This is a genomic window from Paraburkholderia pallida, from assembly GCF_004524855.1.
GTDB lineage: Bacteria > Pseudomonadota > Gammaproteobacteria > Burkholderiales > Burkholderiaceae > Paraburkholderia > Paraburkholderia oxyphila.
The window spans coordinates 2,670,412-2,682,245 of record NZ_CP038148.1; the positions used below are offsets into that span (position 1 = coordinate 2,670,412).

11 protein-coding genes are annotated in these 11,834 nt (G+C 64.3%); 2 read left to right on the forward strand and 9 right to left on the reverse strand.

Annotation, left to right across the window (positions count from 1 at the left end; translation table 11 throughout):
* Window positions 1-36 precede the first annotated feature (36 nt).
* The 4 genes from E1956_RS12085 to E1956_RS12100 all read right to left on the reverse strand — a co-directional run bounded on the left by E1956_RS12085 (window position 37) and on the right by E1956_RS12100 (window position 3,333).
* Entirely contained in the window at window positions 37-519 is a 483-nt protein-coding gene (locus E1956_RS12085; RefSeq protein ID WP_134749119.1) for a low molecular weight protein-tyrosine-phosphatase, read from the reverse strand.
* 118 nt (window positions 520-637) lie between these two features.
* A complete protein-coding gene (locus E1956_RS12090) occupies window positions 638-877 on the reverse strand; it encodes a hypothetical protein (protein ID WP_134749121.1) in 240 nt (79 codons plus the stop codon).
* 159 nt (window positions 878-1,036) lie between these two features.
* Complete coding sequence (locus tag E1956_RS12095; RefSeq protein WP_134749123.1) at window positions 1,037-2,473, reverse strand: lactate utilization protein B; 1,437 nt, start codon at window positions 2,471-2,473, stop codon at window positions 1,037-1,039.
* A gap of 137 nt (window positions 2,474-2,610) precedes the next feature.
* Window positions 2,611-3,333 (reverse strand): (Fe-S)-binding protein, encoded by a 723-nt coding sequence (locus tag E1956_RS12100; protein ID WP_028216873.1) that lies wholly within the window; start codon window positions 3,331-3,333, stop codon window positions 2,611-2,613.
* A 235-nt stretch (window positions 3,334-3,568) separates the two neighbouring features.
* On the opposite strand from E1956_RS12100, the gene E1956_RS12105 reads away from it, so the two are divergent.
* Window positions 3,569-4,369, forward strand: coding sequence for an IclR family transcriptional regulator (locus E1956_RS12105; RefSeq protein WP_028216872.1), 801 nt, complete (start codon window positions 3,569-3,571; stop codon window positions 4,367-4,369).
* Window positions 4,370-4,455: 86 nt separating this feature from the next.
* Here E1956_RS12105 and E1956_RS12110 read toward each other — a convergent pair whose 3' ends face one another.
* The 3 genes from E1956_RS12110 to pbpG all read right to left on the reverse strand — a co-directional run bounded on the left by E1956_RS12110 (window position 4,456) and on the right by pbpG (window position 6,720).
* Window positions 4,456-4,980: a helix-turn-helix transcriptional regulator gene (locus E1956_RS12110; RefSeq protein ID WP_134749125.1), complete on the reverse strand. Its 525-nt coding sequence runs from the start codon at window positions 4,978-4,980 to the stop codon at window positions 4,456-4,458.
* 3 nt (window positions 4,981-4,983) lie between these two features.
* Complete coding sequence (locus E1956_RS12115; RefSeq protein ID WP_134749127.1) at window positions 4,984-5,271, reverse strand: hypothetical protein; 288 nt, start codon at window positions 5,269-5,271, stop codon at window positions 4,984-4,986.
* Window positions 5,272-5,538: 267 nt separating this feature from the next.
* Window positions 5,539-6,720 (reverse strand): D-alanyl-D-alanine endopeptidase, encoded by a 1,182-nt coding sequence (pbpG, locus tag E1956_RS12120; RefSeq protein WP_134749129.1) that lies wholly within the window; start codon window positions 6,718-6,720, stop codon window positions 5,539-5,541.
* A 739-nt stretch (window positions 6,721-7,459) separates the two neighbouring features.
* Between pbpG and E1956_RS12125 the strand changes: the two genes are divergently transcribed.
* The gene (locus E1956_RS12125; RefSeq protein WP_028216869.1) at window positions 7,460-8,035 is read left to right on the forward strand and encodes a phasin family protein; all 576 of its coding nucleotides are present in this window, start codon (window positions 7,460-7,462) and stop codon (window positions 8,033-8,035) included.
* A gap of 217 nt (window positions 8,036-8,252) precedes the next feature.
* Here the strand turns inward: E1956_RS12125 and lpdA are convergent, their stop codons facing one another.
* The gene (gene lpdA / locus E1956_RS12130; protein WP_134749131.1) at window positions 8,253-10,016 is read right to left on the reverse strand and encodes a dihydrolipoyl dehydrogenase; all 1,764 of its coding nucleotides are present in this window, start codon (window positions 10,014-10,016) and stop codon (window positions 8,253-8,255) included.
* Between the two features lie 87 nt (window positions 10,017-10,103).
* The gene (aceF, locus tag E1956_RS12135; RefSeq protein WP_134749133.1) at window positions 10,104-11,771 is read right to left on the reverse strand and encodes a dihydrolipoyllysine-residue acetyltransferase; all 1,668 of its coding nucleotides are present in this window, start codon (window positions 11,769-11,771) and stop codon (window positions 10,104-10,106) included.
* Between the last annotated feature and the right edge of the window lie 63 nt (window positions 11,772-11,834).

Here is an 11,834-nt window from a genome sequence, read left to right on the forward strand (position 1 = left end):
GCGAAACCTGCAAGAGGCTGCGCCGCAACGTTCATCTCAGTCCGCCAGCCGCGGACGCAGTGCCGACAGCAAACCCGAACAGGCCGCTTCGCACTGGTCAAGCACCGCCTCGAACCCGGCGTCGCCACCAAAATAGGGGTCGGTCACCACGCGCTCCTGCGCATGCGGTGCAAATTCCATCAGCAGACGAATCTTGTCGCGCCCAGCAGAAGGCGCCACCTGCTGGAGCGCCGTCACATTGGCGTCGTCCATCGCAACGATCAAATCGAACGTGCCGAAGTCTTCCGCCGCGATCTGACGAGCGCGCAGCGGCGCCAGATCGTAGCCGCGCTTCGCCGCGGCGCGCTGGGCGCGTTCGTCGGGCGCCTCGCCGATATGCCAGTCGCCGGTGCCCGCCGAATCGACCGACACGTGCGTGCTCAAGCCCGCCTCGTCGACAAGACGCCGCATCACGGCTTCAGCCGTCGGCGAGCGGCAGATGTTGCCAAGACAAACGAAGCAGACGGAAACCTTTTTCATCGTGTCGGGTGTGAGACGGGAAGCGGCTTCAGGCGTGCCGCCCGGCGCAAACGGAGCGTCGATTATACAAAGTGTCGGCGATGTACGCTGGGCGTATCCCGCGTCATCACCGGTACGTTTAGATCGCGCTCGTCTGCGGCGGCAACGGCGCCACGCTGCGCATCGCCTTGACGGGCGCCTTCACGTCGCCCGCATCGCCAACCAGACCATACGACACGGTGCGCGCCAACTCGGCGCTCACTTGATCGGCTGCCAGCGGGAACTGCTGCTCGGCGGTATGCCAGGCGTGAGCCCACGCAATCACCGCAAGCGGCACGATCAGCGCCAGCGGCCAATACACCACTATTTTCTTTCTCATGATGCGACTCTCTCTCGACTATGGGGCGACATGTGCGATCGCACTATCGCCAGTCGAAATGATATAGATGATCGCAATCAGGAAAAACCCGGCAAAGACGAACACACTGTTGTCGCAGATTAAACAGTGCACGGTCTGTTGTTGACGAGAGCCAAGTCGTCACGGCTTCCGCGTGCGCCCCGTCGCGTCCAGATGCGTGTGCCGCGCGGCGTACAGCTCGCGAAACGTACGGCCGACCGGAGCTGGCATGTCGCGCCCATCGGTCCAGCCGCGCGCGAACGGCAGTTTGCGAATGAGCTGCGACTGGCCGCCCATGCGCTCCAGCACACGCACGCCGAGCTTCGTGAGCAGCGCATACGCGCCCGGATGCAGCGCGAACCACCCCCACACCGCCAGCGCCGCGCGCTCGCGCCATGGGCGCAGGCGCCGCTCGGTCTGCTTCTCGCGCAGTTTGCGCAACAGGTCCGAAAGCGGGATGCCCACCGGGCAGACGCTGTTGCACTCGCCGCAGAGCGTGGCGGCCTGCGGCAGGTCGAGCGCCTTGTCGATGCCGACGTAACTGGGCGTGAGCACCGACCCCATCGGCCCCGGATAGACCCATCCGTATGCGTGCCCGCCCACCTTCTGATAGACGGGACAATGGTTCATGCACGCGCCGCAGCGTATGCAGCGCAGCATCTCCTGGAACTCGCCGCCGATCAGGCCGGTGCGCCCGCCATCGACGAGCACGACGTACATATGCTCGGGGCCGTCCTGATCCTGCGCGCCGCGGGGGCCCGTGAGCACGGAAAAGTAGTTCGAGGTGGCCTGCCCCGTAGCCGAGCGCGGCAGCAGGCGCATTGCGGTGGCGAGGTCCTCGAGCGTCGGCAAGACCTTTTCGATGCCGGTGACCGCCACGTGCACGCGCGGCATCACGGTGCACATGCCCTCGTTGCCCTCGTTCGTCACGAGCACGACCGAGCCCGTCTCCGCGACGAGGAAATTGCCCCCCGTCACGCCCATGTCCGCCGACAGGAAGTGCGGCCGCAGGACCTCGCGCGCCTCGCGCGTCATGTCGGGGATTTCGGTCAGGCGCGGCTTGTGGTGCGTCTTCGCGAACAGATCGGCGATCTCGTCCTTGTCCTTGTGGACGACGGGCGCAATGATGTGGCTCGGCGGCTCGTTATTGTTGATCTGCAGGATGTATTCGCCGAGATCCGTCTCGATGGATTGCACGCCCATTCCGGCAAGCACGGTGTTGAGCTGCATCTCCTCGGAGACCATCGACTTCGTCTTGATGACCTTGCGCACCTCATGCTTGCGCGCGATCTCGGCGACGAGCTTCGCCGCGTCGCGCGCCGTCTCGGCGAACAGGACCGTCACGCCGCGCCGCGTAGCCTCGGCCTCGAATTGCTCGATCCAGACGTCGAGATTCTCCAGCGCGCGATTGCGCCGCTCCTTGAGCGCGGCGCGCGTGGCCGGAAAATCGATCGCCGTGATCGCCTCCGCGCGAGCGAAAACGAACTTGGTCGAGAGCTTCTTGAGGTTTTGCTGAAGACGCTGATCGGCCAGCTTCTGGCCAGCGCGCGCCTTGAATTGCATCGATTGAACTTGCATGGCGTGGAATCGGGGCGAGTGTGCTTTCGTGTGCGATCGGATTCAGGCGAATTGCTGTGGCGTCATGGCCTGGACGCTTCGCGCGGTGAACAAAGCGCAGCCAACTGGCCGCAACCAGACGGCGATGGCGCGGCGCCTCAGACGTCGCCGGCCAGCACCTGGGCGACATGCAGCACGCGGGTGCTGGAATCGCCGGTCCGGCGCAGACGCCCTTCGATGTTCAGCATGCAGCCGAGGTCGCCGAGCACCACGGCGCCCGCCCCGCTTGCCTGCACGTTCATGCATTTTTCGTCGGCGATCGCCGTGGAGATCGCGCCGTACTTGACCGCAAAGGTGCCGCCAAAGCCGCAGCAGTGCTCGCAATCCTTCATCTCCTGCACGGCCACGCCACGCTGCGCGAGCAGCGCACGGGGCTGCGCCTTCACACCCAGCTCGCGCAATCCCGCGCAGGAGTCGTGATAGGTCACCGGCCCGCGGAATTCGCCCTCGGGCAGCGTGACTTTCGCGACATTCACGAGGAAGTCCGTCAGTTCGTAGACGCGCTCGCGCAGCCGCCCGTAGCGCGCCATCAGTTCCGGGTCGTCGCGAAAGAGATCGCCGTAATGCACGCGGATCATGCCGCCACATGAGCCCGAAGGCACCACCACGTAGTCGAATTGCTCGAATTCGCGCAGCGTCTTTTCCGCCAGGTCGCGCGCGAGCGCCCGTTCGCCCGAGTTATAGGCCGGTTGGCCGCAGCAGGTTTGCGCAGGCGGCACGTCCACCTCATAGCCGGCCTCCTCGAGCAACTTGAGCGCCGAAAAGCCGATTTCGGGACGCATCGTGTCGATGAGGCAAGTGACGAACAAACCGACTCGCATGGGAACTCCTCGTGAAAACCGTCCCCGATTATCCGACGTTTCGCCGCCGCCACCAACGCCGGACTGCGCCAGGATGGACTGTCGACCGCGTTGGACAGGCCTGCTGGCACGGCCGCCACGCCGGGGCGCCATCCCGTCAGCCGCTGTCTTTTTTCACCATACGAGATACAATGGACGCTTCCGCGTCGCGTTTCCAATACGCGCCAAACGATTCTGCCCCCGGAATTTGCCCCCCATGACCGACACCAATCCGGATCCGAAGACCTCGATTCAGGTGATCGAGCGCATGATGCGCCTCCTCGACGCGCTCGCTGCGCACACCGATCCGGTCAGCCTGAAGGATCTCGCGCAACGCACCGAACTCCATCCGTCCACCGCACACCGCATTCTTAACGACATGGTGAGCTGCCGGCTCGTCGACCGCTCGGACCCCGGTACATACCGGCTCGGCATGCGGCTGCTGGAACTCGGCAATCTCGTGAAGGCGCGCCTCTCGGTGCGCGACGCCGCGCTCACGCCCATGCGCGAGCTGCATCGCCTCACGGGTCAGACCGTGAACCTCTCCGTGCGCCAGGGCGATGAGATCGTCTATATCGAGCGCGCCTACTCGGAGCGCTCCGGCATGCAAGTGGTGCGGGCAATCGGCGGCCGCGCGCCGCTGCACCTCACCTCGGTCGGCAAGCTCTTTCTTGCCGCCGACGAAGCGAATCGCGTGCGCGCCTACGCCACCCGCACGGGCCTTTCGGGTCACACGCGCAACAGCATCACCGACCTTGGCCGGCTGGAGCGCGAACTCGCGCACGTGCGCCAGCAATCCTGCGCACGCGATAACGAGGAGCTGGAACTAGGCGTGCGCTGCATTGCAGCGGGCATCTACGACGATACCGGCAAGCTCGTGGCCGGGCTTTCACTCTCCGCGCCCGCCGACCGCCTTCAGGACTCGTGGCTTGGACAACTGAGCAAGACAGCGCTCACGATTTCAGAATCGCTCGGCTATCACCCGGAGCCCGCCGAAGGCAACGTGCAGACCGCCTGAGGCCCACGGTTGCGCGAACCGGCTTCGCACCGAAGCCGAAGTCCCTGAAGCGCCGGCAGGTCCGGCGCTTCTCTTCTTCATGCTCCTCACTCGACAAGCTCGGCAAGCTGGCGCTTGATGCCCGTGTCGATTTCGCGCGCCTCCTTCACCAGGTTGACCTGCTTCGCGGTAAACGCCGTCTCCAGCAGCGCGACGTCGATGCTGTAGCCCTGGCGGCCGCTCAACCACGCGAGGATGTCGCCGAGATGCCAGAGCGACGGATTGCCTTCGTGCACCGGCGGCGGGAAATCTACCGTGTGCGCGAGCATCAACTTGCGCATGTTCTGACGTGACATGCCTGTCATGTCGGCAACATCGGTCAAGCCGACCAGATCCGGCGCGGCCTCCACCAGATGCGCCCCTGGCGCCGCCTGCTTCACGTTCTGCAACGCCGAGTAGATGGCCGACCACGCGCTCTCGCTCTCGCGTGCGAATGCCAGCGCGACGCGGCCAGGCTGCCCTACGCCGATCGTGGCGTCGTCGCAGCCCGCTTGCGCCAGCCGCTCCACGAGGTCGTCGTGATCGCAATCTTCCGGCGCGAGCTGATACTTGAGCGTGAATACATAGTTCATGAGTTACTCCTGCTGTTTGGCACTCGGTCGCCCGGGCGGCGCGTTCGCGCGCTGCACCGTGCAGTTGTCGACCACACGCCTCAACAAATGCGCATGGTTGCCGGCGTTGCGCGGCGTGCTCCAGATGCTCGTGATGCAGAATTCTCCGCACCGGCAATCTGCCTGGTTGTACGGGCAGTACATCCTGCCCCACGCATGGCCATTGCCTTTACCTGGCTGAACTAACCAACCTCTGGATTCGGCATAGGCCAGCGCAGCCTCGACCTCTTTCTTGGGATGCGATCGTCTCATCGGCAAACTCAGTGTAGGGGCCGCCGCCGAAGTTGTCAATTGACAACCGACAAACTTGCGGCAGCCAAATCGCGCTATCCGGCCGGACAGCACGTCTCGAACCACTGAAATTCTGCTGACGAAACCGATCGTCCAACAGCTAGCCTCATGGCGTAGGAAACGCCCACGCCGGCCCGAAAAGCAAACGCCCCACAATTGCGGGGCGTTTGTACTAGCGAAGCCGAAGCGGCTTGCTTGACTTGATACCGGGCTAGGTATCGGGCCCGGTCAGGTGCCCGGGCCGCCCGCGTCCGCGCTCGTGATGCGCGGCTGCTGGTCGGCGCCGCCGTTGTCGAGCCACGTGCGCACGCGGGTCGCATCGGCGAAACGCGAATACTTGCCGCTCGAATCGAGCAGCACCATGATCACCGGACGGCCGTGGACCGTCGTCTGCATCACGAGGCACTCGCCCGCTTCGTTGATGAAGCCGGTCTTCTGCAGGCCGATGTCCCACGACGGATTGCGGATCAGCGCGTTCGTGCTGTTGTAGGCGAGATTGCGCTTGCCCGTGAACACGTCGTAGCTGCGATCGGTCGAGAACTGGCGGATCATCGGATACTGATAGGCCGCGTTCACCATCTTCACGAGGTCACGCGCGGTCGAGACGTTGTGGCTGGAGAGCCCCGTGGAATTCTCGAAGTGCGTGTCGGTCATGCCAAGCTGCTTCGCCTTGGCGTTCATGGCCGCGATGAACGCAGGACGGCCACCCGGGTAGTAACGCGAAAGCGCCGCTGCCGCGCGGTTTTCCGACGCCATCAGCGCGATATGCAGCATGTCTTCGCGCGAGAGCACCGAGCCCACCGAGAGGCGCGAACCGGTGTTCTTCTCGTAGTCGCGGTCTTCGTCGGTGACTTCGATCTGCTCGGTGAGCGGCGCCTTCGAATCGAGCACGACCATCGCGGTCATCAGCTTCGAGATCGAGGCGATCGGCACGACGGCATGCGAATTCTTGTCGAAGAGCGGTTCCAGCGAGTTCTGGTCCACCACGTAGGCTACACCCGAGCGCAGCATCAGCGAATCGGGCGTTTCATGCAGGCCGAACGCCTGGCCCACGGTCGGCTGACGCGGCTCGAACGCGACACGGCGCACCGCAGTGTGGTGGCGGCCGTTCATCGTGTAGCTGACGCGGCGTTTCTTGACCGTCGGGCGCGCATCGTCCGTCGCGGCGACGGTGCGGGTCGCACCCGCTTTTTTGGCGACCTTCGCAGGCGCCTGCGCGCCGGTCGCGGCCTTTTTGGTCGTCTTCTTGGCCTTGGCCGTATTGGCCGCAGCGGTGTTCTGCGACGCAGCAAAAGCGCCCTCAGGCACTACGAGCGTTGCGCTGATGACCACGGAGACAGCGACCGACAGTGCGGTACTGACAACCGATGAGGGCACCAGTTTGAACGACAGGAGCTTGTCGGATTTCATTGGTGTTCTGGATGAAGCGGCGGGATCGTTCGCCAAGTGTAGTAAAACCACGAAAAATTCGCAAATTGAAGCACTTATGGCTACTCGTTAAACCGAAGTCTGGCTTTCAATTGAGCTGACCAATGCGCTTCGCACATTCGATGGAGAGAGACAATCGCCTGGGTGGCCCCACCCTGCTGCGCCTTGCGCCGGCACTCTTTGTAGATTGCCTACGCATTGACGGCGCGCACCATGCAGAACTTGATGTGGGGGAAATACCGAGGACGATTCTCTGACGCCGGTGCCGCCGAACCACGCGACGCGCATTCGACAGCAATGGACCTTTAACGTTCCATGACGAAATTTGGTGGACGCGCTCAGCGCAATCTCGCACCGGACTTCAACGAATCGTACGACGCACGCCACATCCGGCGCGCATCGTCAGACTGAATCTTGCCAGATCGAGCGCATACACGCTTGACCTCGTCAGGGAAAGCCGCGTAGCAAGTAGGATGCAGACACTATGCCGCAGCCCGGCGAGACGCCAGAGCACACGTCCATGCCGGACGCATAAGTAGTTGTTTAATAATACTTTCATGTAATTGTGCGTCGCACCAAAAGTTCTTGACTTTCGTTTTTGGCGACCTAAAATCGAGATCAATGTTGCGACGCACCAAAGCGCCGTGCAGATCACTCCGAGTCTTGCCACTTACTCCAGGCGACCCGCGAACGAGGCCGCCAAACATCCAGGAGCGTAAACATGAGTCTGCTGACCCCTGAGCAATTCGCCGCTGCCCAGAAAGCCAACCTCGAAACGCTGTTCGGTCTGACCGGCAAGGCGCTCGAAGGCGTGGAAAAGCTCGTCGAATTGAACCTTCAGGCCGTTCGCTCGAATCTGGCGGAATCGCAGGAACAGGCGCAACGCGCGCTGTCGGCAAAGGACGCTCAAGAGTTCTTCGCCCTGCAATCGAGCTTCGCTCAACCGCTGGCCGAAAAGCTGCTCTCGTACGGCCGCCACGTCTATGAAATCGCCTCGGCTACGCAAGCCGAGTTCGCCAAGGTTGCAGAAGCGCACTACGAAGAGCAAAACCGCAAGGTCCAGTCGCTCGTCGACAACGTCGCCAAGAACGCGCCGGCCGGTTCGGAAACCGCGGTCGCCGTGATCAAGTCGGCTATCAACGCTGCGAACACGACCTACGAAACGGTCCACAAGGCCACCAAGCAAGCCGTCGAAATCGCCGAAAGCAACTTCAACGCCGCCACCGCCGCGGCCAGCAAGGCTGCCGCGCAAGCTTCGCGTTCGGCTGCCGCCGCCACCGCCAAGAAGCCGGCCTGAGCGTCGCGTATCGACCTGTGGCGCGCTGAAAGGCGTGCCCAGTGCCGGACCTGACGCTCCGGTCCGGCTGTCGCTTGCCCGGTCGCTGGAGGCCGGGAATTTTTTTCGCTCCAGCGCCTCTCGCAGCCCATCCCGGCGACCCACGGCATCGCGACCGCCCAAATGAAAACGGCGCACTCCTCGCGGAGTGCGCCGTTTCTTCATGCGCGCGGCAAACTTACTTCTTCTTTTGCGGCGGCAGGTCCGTGCAGACGCCTTCATACAGCTCGGCGGCCATGCCCACCGACTCGCCCAGCGTCGGGTGCGGGTGGATGGTCTTGCCGATGTCGGTCGCATCCGCGCCCATTTCCACGGCGAGGCAGACTTCGCTGATGAGGTCGCCCGCGTTCAGACCGACGATACCGCCGCCGATCACGCGATGCGTCTCTTCGTCAAAGATCAGCTTGGTGAAGCCCTCGTCACGGCCATTGGCGATCGCGCGGCCCGAAGCGGCCCACGGGAACACCGCCTTGCCGTACTTGATGCCTTCGGCCTTGCACTGCTCTTCGGTCTTGCCGGCCCACGCCACTTCCGGATCGGTGTAGGCCACCGACGGAATCTGCAGCGCGTCGAAGTACGCCTTCTCGCCGTGCGCCGCTTCGGCCGCCACGTGGCCTTCATGCACGGCCTTGTGCGCGAGCATCGGCTGACCGACGATGTCGCCGATCGCGAAGATGTGCGGCACGTTGGTGCGCATCTGCTTGTCGACGTCGATGAAGCCGCGATCCGTCACCGCGACGCCGGCCTTGTCCGCGCCGATCTTCTTGCCGTTGGGCGAGCGGCCCACGGCGACCAGTACGAGGTCGTAGCGCTGCGCTTCGGCCGGCGCCTTCTCGCCTTCGAACGTGACGTAGATGCCGTCGTCCTTCGCCTCGGCCTTCGTCGTCTTGGTCTTGAGCATGACGTTCGCGAAGCGCTTCGCGTTGTACTTCTCCCAGACCTTCACGAGATCGCGGTCGGCGCCGGCCATCAGGCCGTCGAGCATTTCCACGACATCGATCTGCGCGCCGAGCGTCGCGTAGACCGTCGCCATTTCCAGGCCGATAATGCCGCCGCCGATCACCAGCATCTTCTGCGGGATCTGACGCAGCTCCAGCGCGCCGGTCGAATCGACCACGCGCGGATCTTCCGGAATGAACGGCAGCTTCACAGCCTGCGAACCCGCGGCAATGATCGCCTGCTTGAACTTGATGACCTTCTTGCCGCCCTCGCCCGCCACTTCCATGTGGTACGGATCGAGGAACGTGCCCACGCCGGTCACGACTTCAACCTTGCGCGCCTTCGCCATGCCGGCGAGGCCGCCGGTGAGCTTCTTGACCACGCCCGACTTGAAGTCGCGCAACTTGTCCAGATCGATCTGCGGCTTGCCGAACGTGATGCCGTGTGAGCCGAGCGCTTCGGCTTCGTCGATCACGAGCGCCGTGTGCAGCAGCGCCTTCGACGGAATGCAGCCGACGTTCAGGCACACGCCGCCGAGCGTCGAATAACGCTCGACCAGCACGGTCTTCATGCCGAGGTCGGCGGAGCGGAACGCCGCCGAATAGCCGCCGGGGCCGGCGCCGAGCACGAGCATGTCGCATTCGACGTCGGCGCTGCCGCCAAAGCTGCCGGCTTGCGGCGCAGGTGCGGCGGCCTTCGGCGCTTCAGCAGCCTTGGGCGCTTCAGCCTTCGGTGCTTCGGCCTTCGGTGCGGGTGCCGCACCTTCGGACGCCTCGACCAGCGCGATCACCGTGCCTTGCGACGCCTTGTCGCCCGCCTTGATCTTCACTTCCTTGACGGTGCCCGCGACATCGCTGGGCACTTCCATCGTGGCCTTGTCCGACTCGAGCGAGAGCAGCGTCTGCTCTTTCTCGATGACGTCGCCGGCCTTGATGTTGACTTCGATGACGTCGATGTCCTTGAAGTCGCCGATATCCGGCACTTTCACTTCGACGAGACTCATGGTGTCCCCTTATGGAACGACCGGCCGCGCCCACCGCGACGCGCACCTGTTGGTGCGGCGCCGCGGCGCGAGCCGGTCGAAGCGGTTTTACAGAATCACGCGGCGGAAATCGCCGAGGATCGAAGCGAGGTACGCGTTAAAGCGGGCGGCAGCGGCACCGTCGATCACGCGGTGGTCGTACGAGAGCGACAGCGGCAGCGTGAGGCGCGGCACGAACTGCTTGCCGTCCCACACCGGCTTCATGGCGCTCTTCGACAGGCCCAGGATCGCCACTTCGGGCGCGTTGATGATCGGCGTGAAGTGCGTGCCGCCGATGCCGCCGAGCGACGAGATCGAGAAGCAGCCGCCTTGCATCTGGTCAGGCTTGAGCTTGCCTTCGCGCGCGAGCTTCGAGAGGTCGGCCATTTCCTTCGCGATATCGACAAGACCCTTCTTGTCCGCGTCGCGGATCACCGGAACGACGAGGCCGTTCGGCGTGTCGGCGGCAAAACCGATGTGGTAGTACTGCTTGAAGACGAGATTGTCGCCGTCGAGGCTCGCGTTGAACGCCGGGAACTTCTTCAGCGCCGCGACGCAGGCCTTGATGACGAACGCGAGCATCGTGAACTTCACGCCCGACTTCTCGTTTTCCTTGTTCAGCTGCACGCGCAGCGCTTCGAGGTCGGTGATGTCCGCTTCGTCGTTGTTCGTGACGTGCGGAATCATGACCCAGTTGCGGTGCAGGTTCGCGCCGGAAATCTTCTTGATGCGCGAAAGCGGCTGCGTATCGATCGGGCCGAACTTCGTGAAGTCGACCTTCGGCCACGGCAGCAGGTTCAGGCCCGCGCCGCCGCCAGCAGGTGCCGCGGCAGCAGCCGGGGCTGCCAGCGCGCCCGTCATCACGCCCTTCACGAACGCGGTGACGTCGTCCTGGGTGATGCGGCCCTTCGGACCCGTGCCCGTGACGCGGCCGACGTCCACGCCCAGATCGCGCGCGAACTTGCGCACGGACGGCGATGCGTGGCTCGGACGGCGCGAGCCGCCTTCGCCTGCCGGGATGATCGGCGCCTGCGCGAGCGCCGACGGTGCGGCGGGGGCGGGCTTGGCCGGCGCGGCCTGAGGCGCATCCGACGGCTGTTCGACCGGGGCCTTCTGTGCGGGTGCGGCGGCCGCAGCCGAAGCGCCTTCCGCTTCGACGATGACGATCTCCGTGCCTTCCGACACGTTGTCGCCCACCTTCACTTTGATTTCCTTGACGACGCCGGCCACCGGGCTCGGCACGTCCATGGTCGCCTTGTCCGATTCGAGCGTGACGAGCGACTGCTCCTTCTCGACGCGGTCGCCGACCTTCACGCCAATCTCGATGACCGGAACATCCTTGTAGTCGCCGATGTCGGGGACCTTGACGCTTTGCACGCCACCGCTTGCGGCGGGCGCGGCCGCTGCAGCAGGCGCGGCGGCGGCCGGCGCAGCAGCGGGTGCGGGAGCCGCAGCAGGTGCCGCGGCAGGCGCAGCGGCCGGGGCCGCAGCAGCACCCGCGCCGTCCAGCACGAGGACGAGCGTGCCTTCCGACACGTTGTCGCCCACCTTGACCTTCACTTCCTTGACCGTGCCCGACGCGGGGCTCGGCACGTCCATCGTCGCCTTATCCGATTCCAGCGTGATGAGCGATTGCTCTTTTTCGACGGTATCGCCCGCCTTCACCAGCACCTCGATCACAGGAATGTCCGTGTAATCGCCGATGTCCGGCACTTTGACTTCGATCGCTTGACTCATTGTTAGTGTCTCCGGGGCCGCATAAGACGCGCCTCCCCGCTTCGGGGAGGCGCTCATGCCATG

Coding starts and splice junctions, on each gene's coding strand:
- E1956_RS12115 (WP_134749127.1), bottom strand. CDS start 5,271: ATGAGACGATCGCATCCCAAGAAAGAGGTCGAGGCTGCGCTGGCCTAT.
- E1956_RS12090 (WP_134749121.1), bottom strand. CDS start 877: ATGAGAAAGAAAATAGTGGTGTATTGGCCGCTGGCGCTGATCGTGCCG.
- pbpG (WP_134749129.1), bottom strand. CDS start 6,720: ATGAAATCCGACAAGCTCCTGTCGTTCAAACTGGTGCCCTCATCGGTT.
- E1956_RS12085 (WP_134749119.1), bottom strand. CDS start 519: ATGAAAAAGGTTTCCGTCTGCTTCGTTTGTCTTGGCAACATCTGCCGC.
- E1956_RS12105 (WP_028216872.1), top strand. CDS start 3,569: ATGACCGACACCAATCCGGATCCGAAGACCTCGATTCAGGTGATCGAG.
- E1956_RS12110 (WP_134749125.1), bottom strand. CDS start 4,980: ATGAACTATGTATTCACGCTCAAGTATCAGCTCGCGCCGGAAGATTGC.
- E1956_RS12100 (WP_028216873.1), bottom strand. CDS start 3,333: ATGCGAGTCGGTTTGTTCGTCACTTGCCTCATCGACACGATGCGTCCC.
- lpdA (WP_134749131.1), bottom strand. CDS start 10,016: ATGAGTCTCGTCGAAGTGAAAGTGCCGGATATCGGCGACTTCAAGGAC.
- E1956_RS12095 (WP_134749123.1), bottom strand. CDS start 2,473: ATGCAAGTTCAATCGATGCAATTCAAGGCGCGCGCTGGCCAGAAGCTG.
- aceF (WP_134749133.1), bottom strand. CDS start 11,771: ATGAGTCAAGCGATCGAAGTCAAAGTGCCGGACATCGGCGATTACACG.
- E1956_RS12125 (WP_028216869.1), top strand. CDS start 7,460: ATGAGTCTGCTGACCCCTGAGCAATTCGCCGCTGCCCAGAAAGCCAAC.